Genomic DNA, 19485 nt, shown 5'->3' on the forward strand with positions numbered 1-19485 from the left:
AGCGACCACCTTCTCTGTCACCAGCATGAGGAGAGAACGATGGGCGGACGGCCCCGATGTGAGCGACATGACCTGCTCTGGTTCGCTGCGGCCATCTTGAGTCTCTGCGCAACCACACCTGCGGCAGCGGCAGGCACCGCTACGGCTCGACACCAGCAGCCGGAAGCCTCCAGCATGACCGTTCATGTACCGATTCCAATGACCACCCTGGCCGAGCCCTACGCCAGCATTCATCAGACGCTCACCGCACATCGAAACTCACACAAGGATTGGGTGGCACTGGGCGGAGGCACCGGATTCTTGAAGTACCGGGTCTGGCCGGGAGAACAGAGCTCGACGACAACCGGAGTTCGCCTCCTGTCCCAATCCAGCTTTCCGTTCGGCGTGGAATATGCCAAGCAGATCAACGGCACGGTGACGAAGATCGCCGACTGCGGCCAACAGGATGCCTCAACGGGCACAGGCCGATTATCGGTGACACTGGCAACCACCTTGACGCAAGGCCGCGCCTACACCCTGTTGCCTGCGAGCAGCGTGACTGCGGTCGAAGCGAACCGGCCCTGCCGGCTCTCCGAACAGGGCGTGGATACAGCGCCTCTGATGGCGCAGGTCTATCGTAGTGAGCTACAGGGAATCCTGCCGACGGTGGACCGGAAGGCCGGCGCCCTCGTGACACTGAAGCCCGCCGTCGCACAGGTGTGGAAGGACTTGCAAGAGCCCTTGCTGTTGGATGAAGCGGAAGGGGTCTGGCTCCAACTGAATCCTGAAGCAATCGGCCCAGCCGGAATCGAAACACTCTCGGGTACGCCAACCGCCGGGTACGGCGTGACGGCCAGACCGACTGTAGTGCGTGGCACCAAGCCCCTGTCACGACCTCTTGCTCTCCCCGACCTGCAGTCTCAGTTTCATGACGATGGTTTTCACGTCGCCTTCGCCCTTCAAGTCCCGATCGAGGAAGCCAATCAACGGCTGCGCGAAGCAGTGGTCGGACAGGAATGGTCACTGGGCGTCGGCACAATCAAGATCGTGGGGGCGACATTGTACCCACTGGGCAATCAAGTGGGAGTGGAACTCATCCTGCGAGGCTTGCTGCCGCTCACACTTCGGTTGAAAGGAACGCCGGCGTATGACGAATCGACGGGAAGAATTTTGTTCCGAGACGTCGACTACACGATCAAGGAACGCACGCCGGCCACGGACCTAGCCGAAGAGTGGTTACATGAGCCTCTGCGTAATGAGTTGGCGGGAAGATTGGTGTTCCCCGTTCGAGAGGAACTGGACCTGATGCGACAGGCGCTGGAGAAGGGATTGAATCGCAACCTGACGGGAGGGCGCTTACGCGGCACGGTCAGCCGGTTGTCCCTCGAGGCGCTGACGGTGCAGACCGCCAGCCTCTCGGTGCGATTCAAAACTGAGGGCATGCTCCACTACGACGCCCATGCGGACATCGCCGCGCCATAATACGCGCCCTAGCTCTTCAGTTTTCGCTTCAGCTGCGACTCCACACTCGACACCTTGCTCGACAAGCGGCCCTTCGGTCCCTTGCGGTAATCGATCTTGATGCTGCAGGACACGCGATTGCAGTCTTTGCGCATGCGCATGTAGCACTTCTTGACGACCGCCATGACCTCGTCCCATTCCCCTTCAAGCACGGTACCCATCGGATTCAGCCGATAGTCCACACCGCTCTTGTCGATAATATCCAACGAGCGTGACACGTATTTGCTCACGCTCTCACCCTTGCCCAGCGGCGACATACTGAATTCCAGCAACACCATGTTCGATAACTCCTGGCTGTCAGTCGACAGCGGTCAGACTTGCGGCGCTTTCTTACGACTCACCTTTCACGCCTGATGCAGCCGTGGCCCGTTGATCCAGCCACACCTTCGGATATTGCACCTTGCCCAAGAGCCGGAATCCATCCAGCGCCTCACGCAGGAGCGCGCGGCGTTTCTCGGCGTCCGGTTCGTTGGCCCTGGCCTGCTCGCGGAGCTGCCCGAGCCAATCGACGAACGCGACGAACTCGCTGTCCAAAATACGCTCGAGATCTTCCTTCATGAATCCGGAAAGCGCCGGCGCCTGCCCGCTCGAACTGATCGCCACACGCACATGACCAGAGCTGACGACAGCCGGCATCACCACGTTCGAGACATCGGGCTGGTCGACCGACCAGATTAGAAACTTCTGTTCGCGAGCCAATCGGATGAGCGAGGTGGAGAGCTCGCGATCATCTCGGATCGTGTTCAAGACCAGAATGACCGCCTCCAGATCGTTCGCGCGGAAGTGGCGTCCACGATGAATGATCTTGGCCGAAGCGGCCAGTTTACGAAGCACTTCGTGCAGGGTGGGACTGATCACCGTCACCTTCGCGCCCGACTCCAGGAGCCGCTGCACTTTATCTGCCGCTTCCTCATCACCACCGATCACCAGGACCGGCCACCCACGCACATCGAGTGAAATTTGAAACCCGGGATTTGCAGCCATTTGAATTCATCCTCCAACAAATCGACAACCACGTGAGTGCGTATCATACAACAGCTGATTTGACAGGGTAAACCCGCTCCGCCATTCCCCTTTGTGACTGGAGCTGGGTATAATGCGCCCGCAGTTCAAGGCAGAAACTCTCGGGCTCATGCTGCGCAACAAAGGAGTCTATTGTGGCTGGATATACAGGACGATCCCTGGCGATGGCCGGAGGGATCATCGGCATCGCGGCCGTCGCGGCCTATTTCGGCATCGCCCACATCGGGGAGCCGGATCAAGGCGGCGGATCGATTGCCGGGCAGGTACAGATTGCGCCCAACCTAGTCGACCAGGTCAAACCGACCGATGTGCTGTTCGTCATTGTGCGGCGGCCGACCGGGCCACCGAGACCCATCGCCGCCAAACGAATCGACGCACCGAAATTTCCGGTGCAGTTTGAGATCACAAGTGCCGATGTCATGGTCCAGGGCACCGAGTTGAAGGGCATGGTGGATGTGATTGCGCGTCTGGATCGCGACGGCCAGGCCGGCCAGGCGCAACCGGGCGATATGGAGGGACGTTACCCGAAGAATCCGACGTTACCGGGAGGAAAGGACGTGAACATTACCATCGACAAGGTGTACTAACCCTGGCGACATATACGAGGCTCACGGTTCAATGCGCAATGGAGAAGAGAAGCTATTGCCCATTGCAAAGTGACCAGTAAAAATCGACGGCTACGGCTCGGCGGGGTCCGCGTCCAGCTCGAGGTTCCAGTAGAGATAGTCCCGCCAGCTTTCCGGCGTATTCCGGATCCCGATGGTAATTGTCACGGTGGGACTCCAGCGCGGCTTCACGGGTTTCTTGATCAGACGCATGTTGGCTTCTTCCGGCGTCCGTCCGCTCTTCCGATTATTGCATCGCCAGCAGGCCGTGACGATGTTCTCCCAGGTCTTCCGTCCGCCTTTGGCAATCGGCACGACATGGTCGAACGTGAGCTCCTCGGTACGGAACTTGTGTTTGCAGTACTGACAGCAATAGCCGTCGCGCGTAAAAATGTTGATACGGGAAAACTTCACCGCGCGATGGCTATCCTTCAGCTTCACCAGCTTCAGAAGGCGCATCACCGAGGGGAGCTTGATCGAGATCGAGATACCGTGGATTTGGCGATCGTAGACTTCGAGGACTTCGACCTTCCCCTGCCAGAGCAGAGTAATGGCCTTTTGCCAATGCAGGACACGAAGCGGTTCATAGGTGGAGTTGAGCAACAAGGTCATTTCCATAGTGGCTCCGGCGATCTCCTATGAGTGCACTATTTAGAGGATAGCAAATGACGGCGCTGTTGTGGTCCTTCCCTGAAAATCCCTGCTCAATCTATGCCATATGCAGCCAATGAAATCAAGCGCTTACGAAATATTCCCACCATGTCACACAATCTTGAGACGACTTGTACCTCGCTGTAACCCGTAGAGGAACCGCATGGATTTGCGCATCGATTATGTCACCGTCGCCCAGGTGGAACAGGTGCCCCCAGGCACGTGTCGCACCGTTGAAGTCGAGGGAATTTTTCTCGCCCTGTGCAACGTCGACGGAACCTTTCACGTCGTCGACAATACCTGCCCGCACGCGGGCGGTCCGTTGGGCGAAGGATGCATGGATGGCGAAGTGATCGAATGCCCTTGGCACGGATGGCGATTCAATGTCCGTACCGGTGAGCGACCTGAAAATCCGGAGATCCGCGTAGCCTGTGTGGAAGTGCGCGTGCAGGGCACGAACGTGCAGGTGAGAACGCCCCTCACATTGTAGGCGGGAACGGAGGGACCTCACCGCCCGGCGCACGCGGGCGTCCACTATCCGGGCCTTCCGGCATCAACCCATCGGCCGGCAAGGAGGCCGCATTGACGCGCTTCGTAGCCAGATCCACATGCCAGATAAAATCCCGTTCGAACCACTGTGTGCTCCCCTGCTCCCGCATGTAGATCCGGACCTCATAGCGCTGACCGTCCTGCTTGATCACCTTCCACTCTCCCAAGCGTAATCCCAACTTCCGGTTCTCCTGAATACGGACCCGCTCGTTGAATGCCTGAAGAATCGTCGGATACCCGGCGGCCCGGTGGGTTTGCACCAACGCAAGGGCCTCGGCCGCCTGCGGATCGATCATCGGATTGAGGCCAGGTGGTTTCATCCACCAGTAGGCCAGCCCTCCAGTCAGGAGAAGCGCGAGCACGGTGTAATGGATCACTTTACTCATAGGTCGTCACACTAGACTGCCGATAGATGGTTGATGAATTTGTCATCATAGGTGGCGTGTGAATTCACTGTCAATCGTCGGACCACAGCGAGAGGCGGTGAAGCCGGCGACACAGAGAGACCGCTGAGCTTGACAAGGTTGCGCAACGCTATGGTACAAGTATCGGTCAACCTTCGCGACATAACCGGAGTCTCACCGTTCAATGAAGTTCTTCTTTTACGCGGACAATTTGAACCTGTCTCAACTCAAGCGTCGCGCCCCGGAACACAAGTTTATTTTTACGGCGTACCTTCCCGACCATAGCGTTCAGTTCTGCCGCTGGTCGACGCAATGGCGATGTGGCCTGGCGAGCGTGATTCCGTCGCCGGGGGAAAAAGTCTGGGGAGCCGTCTTCGAAATCACCGACGAAGATCTCAAGATCCTCGACGAATTCGAGGGCGACGTACCGCAGGGAGCCTACCGGCATCTGCCTGTCACCGTCATCACGGAAGAAGGCGAAAAGTTGTTGGTCACCACCCATGCGGCCACCCCCATCGGCAAATTCAAGCCGAAAGAGCATTACATCGATTGGGTTCTCAAGGGCATCAAGCAGTGGAAGTTGCCTGAAGAATGCGCCGAGCAGTGGAAAGCCTATAAGCCGGCCTGACGAACTCACACAATCTTCACTCACCCCATAACCTTACATTGAGGTCACGATGCCAAAACCGAAGTATCATATCCTTGTGTGCACGAACGCCCGTCCGCCCGGTCACCCGAAACCGTCCTGCGGCGGCCAGGGTTCCGCGCAACTGCTCATGTCGTTCAACATGGGTCTCATGCAGCGCGGCATCATGCCCGGCGAAGTCCTCGTCACAGGCTCCTCCTGCCTGGGCCCCTGCGAGCAGGGACCGACCGTCGTGGTGTACCCGGACAACACGTGGTATTCCAAGGTCACCGAAGCCGATGTTGCTACGATTCTCGATGAACACATCAAGGGCGGCAAGCCGGCCGAAAAGTTGAATCCGAATAGCATCTGGAAGTAACTCAGCAACATCTTTTTCTTTGCGGATGATGAACATGCCTTCCAGCATCGTGCTCAGCTCCTCAAACTTTTCAACGTACCCCTGAGGGTACGCCTCCCGGTTTGAGTTGCCTGCGGCCTTGCTGGAAAAGCATTTTCATCATCCCATTGCCATCATGTCCACCCCAAGCCACAAAGAACACAAACACCACGCCCCACGCTCCATCGGATGCATGGTCATTACCTGCAGCGACACCCGCACACCTGAGACCGACACCAGCGGCCAGTTGATCCAACAGTTGCTCAAGGACAAGGGCCACCACATCGCTGCCTATCATCTCGTAAAAGACGAACCGGCGCAGATCAAGGCGCGGATCGCCGAAGGCATCACCGACGAGTCCGTACAGGCCATCATCATCAACGGCGGAACTGGGATCTCCCGGCGGGATTCGACGTTTGAGGCGGTGGATGCGATGCTGGAAAAACGGCTGGATGGATTCGGCGAAGTGTTTCGCTATCTGACCTATCAGGACATCGGCTCACCGGCCATCATGAGCCGGGCCACCGCCGGCATCATCAAGGGCCGCATCCTCTTCTCCACTCCGGGATCAGAAAATGCCGTGCGCCTGGCGATGGAAAAACTCATCCTGCCCGAACTGGGCCACCTCGTCAAAGAACTCACCAAATAGTCGTGAAGCGTGAAGCGCGCGCCCCGACTGGAGCAGTCCAACGGAGTACGGCGTGAGGATTGTCTTCAGATAAAATCAGACTCGGCGACCTAGAATATTCACGGCTGCTCAAAACGGTGCTCCAACCAAGCGGCAGGAAGAACGGCGACTGAGGCGTACCCTGGCGGCACGTCGCGGGGAGCCGTGCGACCGAGAACGAAGTTGGAGACCGTTTCAGCATCCGCCCGCTGAAGGATGTTCAAAACGGCCTTCCAGCAAGGCCGCAGGCAAAGCAAAACCGGAGGCGTACCCGTAGAGTACGTTGAGGATTTTGATGAGCCGAGAACGATGCTGGAGACCGTTTTCAACATCCGATTAGTCTTGCGAGATCTTCGGCTCAGAATACGTCTGATTCGCCGCGATGTTCGATTGGGCGTATCGCTTGTAGTGCATCAAGAGATCGCGCACCGACACGACGCCAACGATCGAGCCCCCCTTGGTCACCGCAAGGTGACGGACGCCGAGATCGCCCATCATATCCTGCGCGTCATCGACCGACTTGTTGCTCTCGATGGTGCAGAGCGGGGTGGTCATGATCTTATCGACCGTGAGTTTCGAGACGTCCTGGCTGGTCGCCAGTCCCTTGCGGACAAGATCCGTGTCGGTGACAATCCCCACATGGTTCTTCCCCTTCTTGATCAGAAGCGAACCGACACGCAATTCGCGCATCTTTTTCGCCGCACCGCGAATCGACATCGTCGGACCAATGCTCTGAGGTTTCTTGTTCATAATTTGCGCAACGCTTGCCATGTCACATACCTTTCTGCCCGTTGGGACAAGAGAGCCACTAATAAAACCGATTATGAAACGCTCAACACGATCTTACCAAAAAACTTTCGATTCAGAAGATATTCTTGCGCAGCCTTCGCTTCGGACAGCGGGAACGTCCGGTCGATCACCGGCTGCAACCTGCCCTGGCCGACCAACTGAGCGGCCTTGAGCAATTCACTCTGCGTCCCCATGTAGGAGCCACGAATCGTGAGCTGCCTCGAATATACATGCCGCAGATCGAGTTTCACCTCCGCGCCCGTCGTCGCGCCACAGGTCACCAACCGACCGCCTTTGGCCAAGGAATCGATACACTGCACCCATACCTCCGGGCCGATGTGTTCGATCACCACATCCACTCCGCGTCGGTGGGTCAGCTCCCGCACCCGCTGGCTCACCTGCTCGCGAGTGTGATTGATGACCTCATCGGCACCGAGCGCCTTGGCCTTTGCGGCCTTGTCATCACTCCCGACCGTGGTCAGCACACGGGCGCCGGCAAGCTTGGCCATCTGGATCGCCATGTGCCCCACCCCGCTCCCCGCGCCCATAATCAACACGTCTTCACCGGGTTGCAGAGCGGCCAACCCGAACAACATATGCCAGGCGGTGACCGATACCAACGGAAATGCGGCAGCCTGCTCGAAGCTCAACGCACCGGGAATCGGGAACACATTCCGCGCCGGCACCTTCACGTACTCGGCATACCCGCCATGACACATCGCCCCGATCAACCCGTAGGAGCGGCACATGTTGTCGCGCCCGGCGAGGCATTGCTCGCAATGCCCGCAGCCGACCCCTGGAGAGACATACACGCGTTCGCCCTCGGCAACCCCTTCCACATGCGCACCGATCTGCTGTACCACGCCGGCAATGTCCGAGCCGAGGATATGCGGAAGCGGCATCGGATAGGCGGGACTGCCCTGCCGAATCCAGATGTCGAGATGGTTCAAGGCGCAGGCTTTGACCCGCACCAGCACTTCATCGACGCCGATCGTCGGCATCGGCATCTCTTGATACTGCAGCTTCCCCGGCCCGCCATGTTCGTGGAACACCACTGCATTCATGCATCCTCCAAGCAAAGAAGGCTGACTCTGCAACCATCGACGTTCAATGCCTGATTCGTGCGAATCGCACATGAACGATTGAACATGCCTCTAGAAGGTAAGGGTTCCCTCCACCACCATCGTCGCCTGTCCTCCAACGGTCACGGACTGAATCACATCGTCATCAGAATCCACTTGAATGAGGATGCGGGATGGACGATCGATCTCGTACCCCTGCTCGGCGGTAATCTCGGTCGACGGCCTGATATCCACCACACCATGCTGAACCAGATAGGCACCCAACGCGCCACTGGCGCTTCCGGTCGCCGGATCTTCCACGATGCCGATCAAGGGAGCGAACATCCGCGTATGCACGCTGGAAGACTGTTCGACGGTCATCGTGCTGAACACCATGATGCCGTTGGCGCCGTACTGCTGAGACAGGTCCGCAATGGCCGCGACGTCGGGAACGATCTGCCGCACCGCCGTGAGCGTCCGCACCGGCACGATGATGACCGGCAACCCGGTGGAGACAACCTGCACCGGGAAGCGGGTTTCGGAAATCGCAGCCTTCGTAATCCCCAATCCGCGGGCGATCGCAAATAACGCCTCCGGCTCATCGATCACATCCAGAAACTGCGGGCTCGGCTGCGCCATGACCACGCGCTCAATCACGCCATTGCAGGTGTGGATGTCGACAGGGAAGAGCCCGAGATTACATTCCTGCAGCACCCGCGTGACCGGCTCTCGAAGCGCGAGCCGGTCCAAGGTGGCCAGCACAAAAAAAGTCCCGATCACCGGATGCCCGGCAAAAGGGATTTCCTGTGTCGGGGTGAAGATGCGCATCTTCACGACGGCGGCCTTGTCCGTCGGGGGAAACACGAATACGGTTTCGGAGAGATTCATTTCGCGGGCGATCTGCTGCAATTCCACGTCGGTCAGGCCATCCGCATCGGGAAACACGGCGACCGGATTCCCGCCGAACGGTTCATCGGTGAACACATCGGCTTGATAGAACTGCAATCGCCTCGGACCAGGCATACATTCCTCACAAAAGATGTTGGCGGCATGTTGCCCCGAGTCGGTATTTTTTGCAAGGGGGTTAGAGAGCGACGCAGCTCAGCGGAAAGGTATTTCGATGCGAATTTTGAAGGCGCATCGAACGGTGCGCATGTCGGACCACTCCGTGTTACGACCCCATGATTCCCTCCCAGCCCGGCTGCTCAAAACGGCGTCTACCAAGGCCGCAGGGAGGAACGCCACCCAGAACGCCAGGAAATGCTGTCTTCATCTTCTGGTATTCGCATTTCGAAGGCTGGTCAAAACGGCGTCCCGCTAGGCCGCAAGCGAGTTAAAACCGGAGGCGTACTCGACATCCATCCTAACCCGCCCTCAGCCCGGCTGCTCAAAACGGCGTCTACCAAGGCCGCAGGGAGCGTGGCGACTGAGGCGTACCCTTGCGGTACGTCGCAGGGAGACAGGTGACCGAGAACGCAGGGAGAGGGCGTTTTGAGCAGTCGGCCAGCCGGCTAAGCGGGGTGCGGCATAGCCTCATACGAAGCCCTCAACGGATGCTTGATGTATTGCTCGACGTAGTTCTGGAGCGAGCCGTTGCGGTAGAGCTGCTGATTGGCGAATCGGGTATCGATCTTGTGCAACACCTTCACCCGCACACCGGTCTTTTTGGTGAACTGCTCAAGCGTCACGCCGGTAATGTCGGTATAGGGCCCTCTCCCCGACTGCATGATGCACTTGGGCACATGCACCACCTTCTCCTTGGTCAGACGCCGCGCGATGTCGTCGAAAGTCAGGAGTACGGTGCAGTCGGAGTCGCCGCTCAGCAACGCATTGGGCACATAGAGAAACCGCGCACGGTTTTTCCGGTAGAGAGTTAGGATCTTGTGAACGCTGCCCGCCATCACGACCGTGTCCTTCTTTTCCAACTCCAGCGAGTCGAATAGGCTGACGATACGCCGGCGACTCAAGAAGGCAGTGGTGTAGGCTTCCGTGTGGATTGTTTGGAGATTGGGCAGCGCCAGATCGTAGACGTGGGAAGCTTCCTCCGGCAGGAAGGTCCTCCCCTGCCGCATCAGCGCCGCCGTCTCCTCCCTGAGCCCACGCACCGGAGTCAACGTCCCCATCCACAAGACACACTGCTGATTGACCTTGGAGATCGTCGCCGCATCTTTCGACATCGTGTCTTTATCGAACGCGTAAAAATTCGCCGACGACACGGCCGGCCCATCCAGCACCTTCATAAGATGTTTCACGGAGGGCGCATGGGGCATCAACCGCTGCCGGTAGTCGCTCAACGTGATGACCGACAATTCGAAGTTGATCCGGCCGGGGTAGCGCGCCACCAGCTGATGGATCTTGGGTACGTGCACGAATCCCACGGTGAAGAATTGAATACACTTGTCCGTCTCGCGGAGGAAGTCTTCCACCCATTCCATCGCCTTGGGGTGCAGGAACAGATCGGTCCATTCCATGAACTCGTTGCCGCCCAGGCACCAGAATTGTGTGGGATCGGTCGGTTTCTTGCTGATGTAGTTGAGGATGAACTTCCAGTCGTCGTCGGTGGTTTTCGGCGGGTCGAGGGTTTCGCGGTAGGAATGGTCGAGTTCGTAACAGAACTCGCATTTGACCGGACAGTCTCGGCCCAGACTCAGGGGAATTTTCCCCGCCTCCATTTCTTTGATGAGCACCTGTCGGTAGTCCGTACGATCCTTGAAGATCGGGGTGGGCTGAAAAATCGGGAGTGCAGTGGCCATGGTGAAACACCTTGCCTGTTGCCGCGAGGGGCAACGCCTGCTAGATTGACAGTGTCATCATCGACTTGCCAGACTCCGTGACATGACCGAGGATCTCCTCACCAAAGCCCAGGAACTTTTTGCGCTCACGCCTCCCTATACCCGCGAACAACTGGATCGAAAACGCGAGGAACTTCTACACACCTGGACGCCTCGCCGCTTCGCCAACCTGACCAACAATCCCAAGAAGTACATGCAGGCCTACACGAAGGCCGAGGAAATGACCCGACTCGTCGAAGCCTCGTATGCCCTGCTCTCTGCGCTAGTCGTTCCCGACGACGACCACCGTCTCTCGTGAAGCGTCTCGGAAAAAACCGTCGCTCGTCTCTCGTCGTTCGTATCTCGCGAGACAGGCTTCACGTTTCAAGCACCACGCGCTAATTCCAGCAGGACATTCAAAACGGCATCCCGCTAGGCCGCAGGCAAGTCAAAACCGGAGGCGTACCCTCAGGGGTACGTTGAGGATTTTGACGAACCGAGAACGACGCGGGAGGTTGTTTTCAGCATCCGGTACAATCCGCATCTCGCAGGCTGGTCAAAACGCCATATGCCAAGGCCGCAGGAAGCGTGGCGACTGAGGCGTACCCTTGCGGTACGTCGCAGGGAGGCAGGCGACCGAGAACGCCGGGAGATGGCGTTTTCACCAGCCTGCTATCCCACCCCGTGGGAGACGACGCGTGACATCCCCTCTTTCCCCTCATCTCCTTCACCGATAGCCATCGGCCAGGTCACGAGACCGGAGACTCCTTCGGCCGCCGTCGCACCGTCCTTCGTCGCCGCGTAGATCTGCGGCAGCTTGTTCGTGCCGAATTTGGAGATATAGAGGAAGACGTGCTCGCGGCTATTCACCCGCACGGCCCATGGACTGAAGTCGTTCTTATAGAATTCTTCGCAGAGCTGCATGGCATCGAGGCAGGAAATGCCCACCGGCTCGTTCAGCGTGTAGTAATAATCCAGCGGCAGGTCGTATTCCTCCTGCTTGTGGATCGTGATGCCGAATTTATCCGGGTTGCGCACCATCGGCGTGTGGCGGTAGGCCACGAAATAGAACAGCTCCACGGAGTGAATCACCGGCTGGTTCTGGATGACGAACTGTCGCGTCTCAAGCGCCTCGTCGCGCGTTTCGCCGGGGAAGCCGTAAAACGCCATCACGTGGTTCCAGATGCCGGCCTTCGCCGCCTGGTGGAGGTTATTCTGAATCACGCTCTTCTTCGCGTGTTTGTCCATGAGGTTCAGCACGCGCTCGTTCGCCGATTCCATGCCGTAATAGAGCGTGCAGCAGCCCGCCTTTGCCGCGAGGTCCCAGACCGCCTGGTCCTGGAGCGTCTCTTCAAACCGGATCAGAGTCGTCCACTTGATGCCGACGTTCCGGTCCACCAGCAGCTGCGAGACCTTCTTGAACAACGCGGGCGGATAGGACTCGTCGGAGAACAGAAAATGTCTGCACTGGTACTTATCCCGGAGCGCCGTGACCTGCTCGAGCACATGCTGCGCCGTCATCCCGCGGTATTGATCGAAATACCCCTGGCCGTGGTCGCAGAACGTGCAGCGGCCCCAATAACAACCGCGGGTGGCGAGGTAGGGAATGATCCGCTCGGGCACAAAATAGAGGTCCAGCGGGAAGCCATCGAAATCCGGCAGCGGCAGCGCCGCCGTCTTCTCTGTATACACTTCCTTGCTCTGCTGCACCGCACCGGACGCGTAATACATGAGGTTGGGCACCGACTCGATCGCCCGCTGCCCGTTCACCGCCTCGAGGTACCAGAGCAGCGCATGCTCACCCTCGTACAAGATGGCCGCGTCAAAGACGTCGGTGAAGAACCGCTCATGCTTCGCCCATTCTTCCTGCAGCCGCGTCACGACGTTGCCGCCGACCACGACGTGGATGTCGGGAAAACTTTCCTTGATCATCTTGCAGAAGGTGAGGCCCGCCATCAGCTGCATCTGCGTACCGATGGAAATGCCGATCACGGTCGGCTTTTCTTTACTCACGCTGGGTAAGACGAGTTGATTGCAGATATCGCGATAGACGTTTACCTGTTCGTCGTCGAGGCAGGCAAAGACTTCCTTGGACACTCCGGGCCGATAGCCCAGGTTACTTTCCATGGGATAAAACACCAGCGAGGCCGGGTAGTAGGCAGAGGAGATGTACTGCATCGCTTCGCGGAACGTATTCAGCGCCCGCTCCAATTTCTCCGCTTCGTAAAACCGCTCGCCGCGCACAACCAGCTTGGCGTCTTCCGCCCGGTCTGCGAGGTCGAACACGTCCACCGCATAGGCCTCTTCCAGCACCGCCTTCTGAGCGGCTTCCTGCTCCGTCAGCCGCCCCGCCTTATCCTTGTCCTGCAGCGGCTTCAGCTGCATCCCTAGACGACCCTTCACCCAGATCAAAAACTCCATGGTGAAGAAGTGATCGTACATCTCAATGTTGATGTCTCGCTGCACCACGTCATGCCCGGCTTCCCGCAACACGGCGGTCAACGAAGGCAAGGCGAGATACGGCGCCGTCGGCACCCATTCGGGCGGAAACAGCAACATCACCTTGGAGGTCTTCCGTTCCTCCGTCTTGATCGGAGACAAGCCGTCGATTTGGACTAAGCCGCTACTGCTCATGTGTTCCTTCGATGTATCTACTCGCCCTTAGGCCTATTGTTGACAAACCGGCGCTCGTCTTTCGTGCAGCATCTCTCGCGAGAGACGCCCCTACATCTTTCCGGCTAATGACGGCGGCACCGTGGCCACCCTCGCCGACCGGAACTGCAGGTCCGGCAGCTTCTCCAACCCGAAGCGCGCGATGTAGAGAAAGATGTATTCGCGGATGAACAGCCGCAAGTCCCAACCAGGATTGTGGTTGCGCTCGAAGTCTTCGAACACCCGCTCGGCCTCCTCGATGCTCAACCCCTGCTTCACCGTAAAGTAGTAGTCGAGCGCCAGGTCCCATTCAGGATTCTTGTAAGCCGTCACGCCGAACTTCTCCGGATGTTTCGCCACCGGGTTATGCCGGCCGAGGTCGAACGTGCCAAAGCCCAACGAATGCACATAGTCCTTGTTCTGCTCCAGGAACTCCACCGACGACCAGGCTTCCTCCCGTGTTTCACCGGGAAATCCGAAGAAACCCATGCAGTGGTTCCAGATGCCTGCCTCGGCGGTATACTTCAAGTGTTTCGTCATGATGTCCGTCGTCGTCGCCTTGTCCATCAACCGCAACACCCGCTCATTCCCCGATTCATACCCGAAGTGGAGATACTTGCAGCCGGAAGCCTTCGCATCTTGCCAGACCTGATCTTCCAGCAGGCTCTTCTCGAACCGCATGTGCGTTGTCCAGGCAATGCCCATGTTGTTGTCGATCAGCCCCCGCGTCAGCTTGCGGAACAGGGCCGGCGGATACGACTCATCCGTAAAGTGAAAATGCCGCGAGCCGTACTTGTCACGGAGATAGGTCACCTCGGCCAAAATGTCCTGGATCTTCTTGGTGCGGTAACCCGCCGTGTAACCTTCGCCGTGGTCGCAGAACTCGCAACGGCCCCAGTAACAACCGCGGGTCGCCAGGTAGGGCAGAATTTTAGTCGGCACAAAATACTTGTCGAGCGGCAGACCATCGAAGTCCGGCGGCGGCAGCGCGGCCATGTCTTCCGCAAAACTCGTCGTCGAGACATGCACCCCGGTCGCGTCCTTGTAGATGGTGTTCGGCACATCGGCCAAGCTCCGCTTCGCCCCCACCGCCGACACCAGCTGCACGAACGCCGTCTCCCCTTCATACACCACCGCGCTGTCGAAGTATTGAAACAGCGGCGATTGAGGCAGTACGTCGCGCAAGCGCGTGACCGTGTTGCCGCCGATGGTCACATGAATATTGGGGAAGTGCTGCTTGATGAGGGCACAGAAGGTCATGGAAGAAAACATTTGCTGCTGCAAGACGATCGAGATGCCGACCACATCCGGCTGCTCCGCCTCGATTGCCGGCTTCACCAAATGCTCGAACACATCGCGATAGATGTTCACCTGGGTGTCGTTCACCGCGTCCATCACTTCGTGCGACACAAAGACTTTATAGGAGAGGTCCGTCTCCATCGGCGGCATGCAGATCCGCGCCGGAGCATAGACCATTGAAATCACGGACGTGACTTCACGGAATACATGAATGGCCCACTCTAACTGATCGATTTCATAGAACACTTCTCCGCGAATGATCGCCTTGGCCTTCTCGGCTTTCTTGATCAAATCGTCGATGCGTTGACGCGTGAGATCGCAGAGCGTGAGCTGGAGATCCTGCTCCCATTCTTCAAGTTCGCGCTTCTTCGCCAACTTGCGCAACCGGTCGAGCTGCTGCGGCACCCGGCGTAGGACCTTCTTCAAAAAGTCTTCGCTGAAATACCAATCCCACATCTCGAGGTTGATGTCTTTTTGAATGACCGTATGACCGGCTTGACGAAGCACCGCAGTGAGGGACGGGAGACTGAGATAGGGTTCGGAGGGGAACCAATCGGGCGGGAAGATCAACATGACCTTCATCTTCCGGCCGCTGGTGGCTTCGAAACTTTGGCGATTGAGGAGGATCAGTTCTTTGGAGGCCCGCTCGCCTTTGGAATATTCCACTTTCATAACATCTGGTCCTTCTTCTTCCCGGCCGAGAAGCGACAGAAATAATCAGAAAGCCAACGGGTTACGGAGGTATTGTAATGGTGAGAAAGAATGAGATGCAAGAGCGAGAGGGGTCGATTCTGCTAGATACGGCTATCCAGCGAACTACAGAAGATTGGGTGAAATGCCGCGGCTCGTGTGCCACAGCGCGAGGATTTCGACGACTTCAGGATGAGAAATCACGCGATAATAAAGATAGTAACGAACCCGCGGCAAGTGAAGGCGGCGAACACCAGCCAGCTTGACGTTTCGAGCCTGGGAACCGATCAGTGGCTGGGATGCGAGGATTTGAATCGCACGCTCAAGCTCAATCGCAAATGTATCAGGGGCTTTCGGCCGGTTAGAGACCCACCATTCAGCCGCATCAACGATTGCCTGGCCGGCACTGCCGACTATCCGGACAGGGAGTGGATGACTCACGGTCGGCGGATCTGCTTCAGGAGATCAGCCGCGTTCGTCGTCTCTCCCCGCTCAGCCTCTGCAATCGCAGCAAGCAGCTTGGCTTCTTCCTCGGACGAGAGCTCGAAGGTCTCATCGCCCTCCGGAGCCAGGACGGTGACCGTGGCTCCCTCGGGAAGGCTTTTCGCATCGATCTGAATCGTCCCGCCGTGAACTATTCCCGTAGTAATCAGCATAGGAGGATCCTAGCACTTCAGAGTGTGGCCGTCCAAGGTCCAGTGCGATTTTCTTCAGGCTGATTGGAGATAGGTCCGCAGGATGCTCAAAAAGTCTGTCAGCAAGGCCGCAGCCGACGGAAGCACCGGAGGCATAGCCTCGGGCTATGTTGAGGATACTTACGAGGGGAGAACGACGCTGGCAGGCTTTTTCAGCATCCTGCAGGAGGCCCGTTCACCCTTCATATATTCCACACGCATGAAGGTGGCTCCTGTATCGGTCCGGCACTCCGAAACAGTCAGAATGCCAAGGGGTTAGCTTGGAGAACGACATTGTACGAGGGGGAAAGATGGAGATGCAAGCGTGGCTTGATTGCCCCATTGCTCGCGCAACGCGCGGCCTCAGAAGGCCCTCGTTGGACGCGCGCAGTTTGGGGCAAACCAAGCCCCGCTTGCAATGGAGATGGAGGGAAAAAAATAGAATGACGTCTCGCCGACGTGCGCAAACGTGGCGCTCATTATTCTTCGCGCCGTGGACCTCGCAGAACGCGCACGATGAAACGGTGCTCGTCCCATGCGCGCAGGTGAAGGGCAGCCTGGCCATTCCTCTGATGATGCGTGGAAAGCGCAACGCGCGGTCGATGACTCCCCTCGTTGGACGCACGCACGCAGGGAACCCGCCGGGGCGCCCCTTGCCACGAAGTAGCTTATAAGCTACACTTGGATTCGTGGAGACCACGCCGAAAGAGTTGCGGATCTATGTCACGGAAGAAGGCCACGAACCCTTCAGTGAGTGGCTGATATCGCTACGCGATCATAGGGCCCGCGCGAAAATACGGGTGAGGTTGGACCGAGTCAGCTTGGGAAACTTCGGCGATTGCCATGGCGTTGGAGGCGGTGTTCAGGAACTTCGGATCGATTATGGACCAGGGTATCGGGTGTACTTCGGACAAGAAGGAACGACAATCGTGGTGCTCCTTTGCGGAGGAGATAAGAGCACACAGGAGAACGATATTGTTATAGCCCAACGGTATTGGAGCGGATACAGGAGGCGGCCATGAAGAAGAGCAAAGCCTATCAAGCAGATCTCATCGAAAGCCTGCGAGATGCTCGGGAAGCTGAAGAGTATTTGAATGCCGCGCTCGAAGAGGATGATCCGGAATTGTTCTTGCTGGCGTTACGAAATGTGGCGGAGGCACAAGGAGGGATAGCATCGCTCGCCGAGAAAACGAAGCTGAATCGAGAGAGTCTGTATCGCATGCTCTCGGAGCGCGGCAATCCTGAATTTCGAAGCCTCGATGCCCTCCTCCACGCGTTAGGCTTTCGGCTCGCAGTTTCCGTAAATCGTTAGGTGTAACCGCAGGGCAATCGAATGAACATCTACCGCCGACAAAGAATTGACTAAATAAATGTTTGATTACAAGACCTGACCCTCATCTGCTTTCGGAAGACATCACGCGTGGGCTTCTGACATATGCTCAGGATTTAGTGATCGAAGTAGACCGGGAGCTTGGGGATGTGTTTCCAAAAGCTAGGAAGTTGGTGTACGAGTTCTCGGAAGAGAGCTCAGAGTTTTCCGGGGATGAACTTTCTACTTTGGTGCAATGTACGGGGTTAGATGCATTAGATGCTGATCGCGTAATTAATTTTCTCCTGTATTATGGGGTGCTCGGCGTAAAACGCCCAGAAGAAGAAACACAGTACATCTACGATGTAAATTATGATATCGAAATGTTGCGTGTAAGAATTCGGAAATGGGGGCACTCAACGAAATACGTTGTTAATCCAGCTCTTTGGCCTGCCTTACGAGTCAAGAAGTAATTCCGGCGAGCCTACCTATCTCTTCGCTCCCATTCAACTCGTAAGCTCCCCCTAGATCGAGACAGCCATTGGGAGAACATTCTGGCACAATTGTCATCCTAGCCAGGAGGTTCCCATGCGCCAGTCGAAGTTCACCGAATCGCAAATTGTGTCGATCCTCAAAGAAGCCGATGCCGGGCGCCCAGTCAACGAGTTGTGGCGGCAGCACGGCATCAGTTCCGCGACCTACTACAAGTGGAAAGCCAAGTACGGCGGGCTCGAGGCCTCGGACGTGAAGCGGTTGAAGGAGTTGGAACACGAAAATAACCGTCTCAAGCGGATGTATGCCGACCTGTCGCTGGAGAATGCAGCGCTGAAAGATGTCATCGCAAAAAACCTCTAAGGCCTGCTGAGCGGCGGGAGGTCGTGGCCCACCTGGTCATGGCGGGCGGCCTTCCGGTTCAGCGGGCCTGTCGCGCAGTCGGACTGAGTCGGGCGACGTACTATCGGCCACTCGTGGACTGGGCTCGGCGGGATGCGCCGGTGATCGCGGCGTTGACGACGCTCGTCGCGGCGAAGAGTCGCTGGGGCTTTTGGAAATGCTGGGGGCGACTTCGATTGGATGGACAACCGTGGAATCACAAGCGGCTGTGGCGCGTGTACTGCCAGCTCCGCTTGAATCTCCCCCGTCGGACGAAGAAGCGGCTCCCTCTTCGTCCGCGTCAGCCGCTCGTGGTGGTGCCTCAGCCCAATGTCGTGTGGGCCGTGGACTTCATGAGCGATACGCTCTACGGCGGCCGACGCTTCCGGACCTTCAATGTGCTGGATGAAGGCGTGCGGGAAGGCTTGGCCATTGAGATTGATACGTCGCTCCCAGCTGAACGCGTGATTCGCGTGCTGGAGCAAGTCGTGAGCTGGCGGGGACAGCCCCAAGCGATTCGGCTCGATCATGGCCCTGAATTCCTCGCCGACCGGTTCATCACCTGGTGTGCGGAACGAGGGATTCAGCTGTGGCACATCCAGCCAGGCAAGCCGGATCAGAATGCCTTGATCGAGCGGTACAACCGGACCTATCGGACCGAAGTGCTCAATGCGTACGTGTTCGAGTCGTTGGAGCAGGTGCGAGAGATCAGTGCCGAATGGTTGCAGAGTGACAATGAAGAGCGGCCCCATGACGCGTTGGCGGGCCTGCCGCCTGCCACGTATCGGGCCCAAGTGGAAGCCAGAACTTCTCCCATGAAACTGTCTCCTTGACGGGGGAGCTTACGGCATTAGCACACTTCGGTTTACTGCCGTTTTATCTTAGTGGATACATCTTGTGTATCTAAGTTGATGCAATTGTTTCCAGGCGCTTTTGTTTTGTTGGC

Annotated in this window: 23 protein-coding genes; 11 read left to right on the forward strand and 12 right to left on the reverse strand. The window is 57.7% G+C overall.

From position 1 onward, the window contains the following. The first annotated feature begins 39 nt into the window (after window positions 1-39). A complete protein-coding gene (locus V9G17_02555; protein ID MEI2751457.1) occupies window positions 40-1461 on the forward strand; it encodes a DUF4403 family protein in 1422 nt (473 codons plus the stop codon). 8 nt (window positions 1462-1469) lie between these two features. On the opposite strand, the gene V9G17_02560 is transcribed toward V9G17_02555, so the two are convergent. Both V9G17_02560 and V9G17_02565 read right to left on the reverse strand, forming a co-directional pair. Then, on the reverse strand, window positions 1470-1778 hold the full coding sequence (locus V9G17_02560; protein MEI2751458.1) for an MTH1187 family thiamine-binding protein: 309 nt from the start codon (window positions 1776-1778) through the stop codon (window positions 1470-1472). Window positions 1779-1830: 52 nt separating this feature from the next. Next, entirely contained in the window at window positions 1831-2484 is a 654-nt protein-coding gene (locus tag V9G17_02565) for a bifunctional precorrin-2 dehydrogenase/sirohydrochlorin ferrochelatase (protein ID MEI2751459.1), read from the reverse strand. Between the two features lie 173 nt (window positions 2485-2657). On the opposite strand from V9G17_02565, the gene V9G17_02570 reads away from it, so the two are divergent. Further along, window positions 2658-3110 carry a hypothetical protein gene (locus tag V9G17_02570; GenBank protein MEI2751460.1) on the forward strand — a complete coding sequence of 151 codons (453 nt, stop codon included), beginning with the start codon at window positions 2658-2660 and terminating at the stop codon, window positions 3108-3110. A gap of 90 nt (window positions 3111-3200) precedes the next feature. Here V9G17_02570 and V9G17_02575 read toward each other — a convergent pair whose 3' ends face one another. Continuing rightward, a complete protein-coding gene (locus tag V9G17_02575; protein ID MEI2751461.1) occupies window positions 3201-3746 on the reverse strand; it encodes an HNH endonuclease in 546 nt (181 codons plus the stop codon). A 196-nt stretch (window positions 3747-3942) separates the two neighbouring features. Here V9G17_02575 and V9G17_02580 point away from each other — a divergent pair, with 196 nt between their 5' ends. Next, on the forward strand, window positions 3943-4269 hold the full coding sequence (locus V9G17_02580) for a Rieske 2Fe-2S domain-containing protein (GenBank protein MEI2751462.1): 327 nt from the start codon (window positions 3943-3945) through the stop codon (window positions 4267-4269). Here the strand turns inward: V9G17_02580 and V9G17_02585 are convergent. Beyond that, window positions 4259-4714 (reverse strand): hypothetical protein, encoded by a 456-nt coding sequence (locus V9G17_02585; GenBank protein ID MEI2751463.1) that lies wholly within the window; start codon window positions 4712-4714, stop codon window positions 4259-4261. The genes V9G17_02580 and V9G17_02585 overlap by 11 nt on opposite strands. Window positions 4715-4916: 202 nt before the next feature. Between V9G17_02585 and V9G17_02590 the strand changes: the two genes are divergently transcribed. The 3 genes from V9G17_02590 to V9G17_02600 all read left to right on the forward strand — a co-directional run bounded on the left by V9G17_02590 (window position 4917) and on the right by V9G17_02600 (window position 6403). Next, window positions 4917-5360 carry a gamma-glutamylcyclotransferase family protein gene (locus V9G17_02590; GenBank protein ID MEI2751464.1) on the forward strand — a complete coding sequence of 148 codons (444 nt, stop codon included), beginning with the start codon at window positions 4917-4919 and terminating at the stop codon, window positions 5358-5360. A 49-nt stretch (window positions 5361-5409) separates the two neighbouring features. Further along, window positions 5410-5736: a (2Fe-2S) ferredoxin domain-containing protein gene (locus V9G17_02595; GenBank protein ID MEI2751465.1), complete on the forward strand. Its 327-nt coding sequence runs from the start codon at window positions 5410-5412 to the stop codon at window positions 5734-5736. A gap of 118 nt (window positions 5737-5854) precedes the next feature. Next, entirely contained in the window at window positions 5855-6403 is a 549-nt protein-coding gene (locus V9G17_02600; GenBank protein ID MEI2751466.1) for a molybdenum cofactor biosynthesis protein B, read from the forward strand. A 354-nt stretch (window positions 6404-6757) separates the two neighbouring features. Here the strand turns inward: V9G17_02600 and V9G17_02605 are convergent, their stop codons facing one another. The 4 genes from V9G17_02605 to V9G17_02620 all read right to left on the reverse strand — a co-directional run bounded on the left by V9G17_02605 (window position 6758) and on the right by V9G17_02620 (window position 11024). Further along, window positions 6758-7192 (reverse strand): CBS domain-containing protein, encoded by a 435-nt coding sequence (locus V9G17_02605; protein ID MEI2751467.1) that lies wholly within the window; start codon window positions 7190-7192, stop codon window positions 6758-6760. Between the two features lie 50 nt (window positions 7193-7242). After that, the gene (locus V9G17_02610; GenBank protein ID MEI2751468.1) at window positions 7243-8274 is read right to left on the reverse strand and encodes a zinc-binding dehydrogenase; all 1032 of its coding nucleotides are present in this window, start codon (window positions 8272-8274) and stop codon (window positions 7243-7245) included. Between the two features lie 90 nt (window positions 8275-8364). Continuing rightward, window positions 8365-9294, reverse strand: a complete 930-nt coding sequence (locus V9G17_02615) for a PhzF family phenazine biosynthesis protein (GenBank protein ID MEI2751469.1) — start codon at window positions 9292-9294, stop codon at window positions 8365-8367. Between the two features lie 488 nt (window positions 9295-9782). Next, window positions 9783-11024, reverse strand: coding sequence for a hypothetical protein (locus V9G17_02620; GenBank protein ID MEI2751470.1), 1242 nt, complete (start codon window positions 11022-11024; stop codon window positions 9783-9785). 82 nt (window positions 11025-11106) lie between these two features. Here V9G17_02620 and V9G17_02625 point away from each other — a divergent pair, with 82 nt between their 5' ends. After that, complete coding sequence (locus tag V9G17_02625) at window positions 11107-11361, forward strand: hypothetical protein (GenBank protein MEI2751471.1); 255 nt, start codon at window positions 11107-11109, stop codon at window positions 11359-11361. 353 nt (window positions 11362-11714) lie between these two features. Here V9G17_02625 and V9G17_02630 read toward each other — a convergent pair whose 3' ends face one another. The 4 genes from V9G17_02630 to V9G17_02645 all read right to left on the reverse strand — a co-directional run bounded on the left by V9G17_02630 (window position 11715) and on the right by V9G17_02645 (window position 16339). Next, window positions 11715-13676, reverse strand: a complete 1962-nt coding sequence (locus tag V9G17_02630; GenBank protein ID MEI2751472.1) for a radical SAM protein — start codon at window positions 13674-13676, stop codon at window positions 11715-11717. Window positions 13677-13766: 90 nt separating this feature from the next. Beyond that, window positions 13767-15665: a radical SAM protein gene (locus tag V9G17_02635; GenBank protein MEI2751473.1), complete on the reverse strand. Its 1899-nt coding sequence runs from the start codon at window positions 15663-15665 to the stop codon at window positions 13767-13769. Window positions 15666-15809: 144 nt separating this feature from the next. Beyond that, complete coding sequence (locus V9G17_02640) at window positions 15810-16124, reverse strand: type II toxin-antitoxin system RelE/ParE family toxin (GenBank protein MEI2751474.1); 315 nt, start codon at window positions 16122-16124, stop codon at window positions 15810-15812. Beyond that, window positions 16121-16339: a hypothetical protein gene (locus V9G17_02645; protein MEI2751475.1), complete on the reverse strand. Its 219-nt coding sequence runs from the start codon at window positions 16337-16339 to the stop codon at window positions 16121-16123. Before V9G17_02645 ends, V9G17_02640 begins: the two co-directional genes overlap by 4 nt. A gap of 707 nt (window positions 16340-17046) precedes the next feature. On the opposite strand from V9G17_02645, the gene V9G17_02650 reads away from it, so the two are divergent. The 4 genes from V9G17_02650 (at window position 17047) to V9G17_02665 (ending at window position 19372) form a co-directional block, all read left to right on the forward strand. Then, window positions 17047-17379: a type II toxin-antitoxin system RelE/ParE family toxin gene (locus V9G17_02650; GenBank protein ID MEI2751476.1), complete on the forward strand. Its 333-nt coding sequence runs from the start codon at window positions 17047-17049 to the stop codon at window positions 17377-17379. Next, a complete protein-coding gene (locus tag V9G17_02655; protein ID MEI2751477.1) occupies window positions 17376-17669 on the forward strand; it encodes an addiction module antidote protein in 294 nt (97 codons plus the stop codon). Before V9G17_02650 ends, V9G17_02655 begins: the two co-directional genes overlap by 4 nt. A gap of 137 nt (window positions 17670-17806) precedes the next feature. Then, window positions 17807-18139 (forward strand): hypothetical protein, encoded by a 333-nt coding sequence (locus V9G17_02660; GenBank protein MEI2751478.1) that lies wholly within the window; start codon window positions 17807-17809, stop codon window positions 18137-18139. A 115-nt stretch (window positions 18140-18254) separates the two neighbouring features. Further along, a protein-coding gene (locus V9G17_02665) for an IS3 family transposase (protein ID MEI2751479.1) occupies window positions 18255-19372 on the forward strand; the annotation gives its coding sequence in 2 pieces (ribosomal slippage) (window positions 18255-18507 and window positions 18507-19372; 1119 coding nt in all). The last annotated feature ends 113 nt before the right edge of the window (window positions 19373-19485 follow it).

It is taken from the genome of Nitrospira sp. (assembly GCA_037045225.1).
Lineage (GTDB): Bacteria > Nitrospirota > Nitrospiria > Nitrospirales > Nitrospiraceae > Nitrospira_A.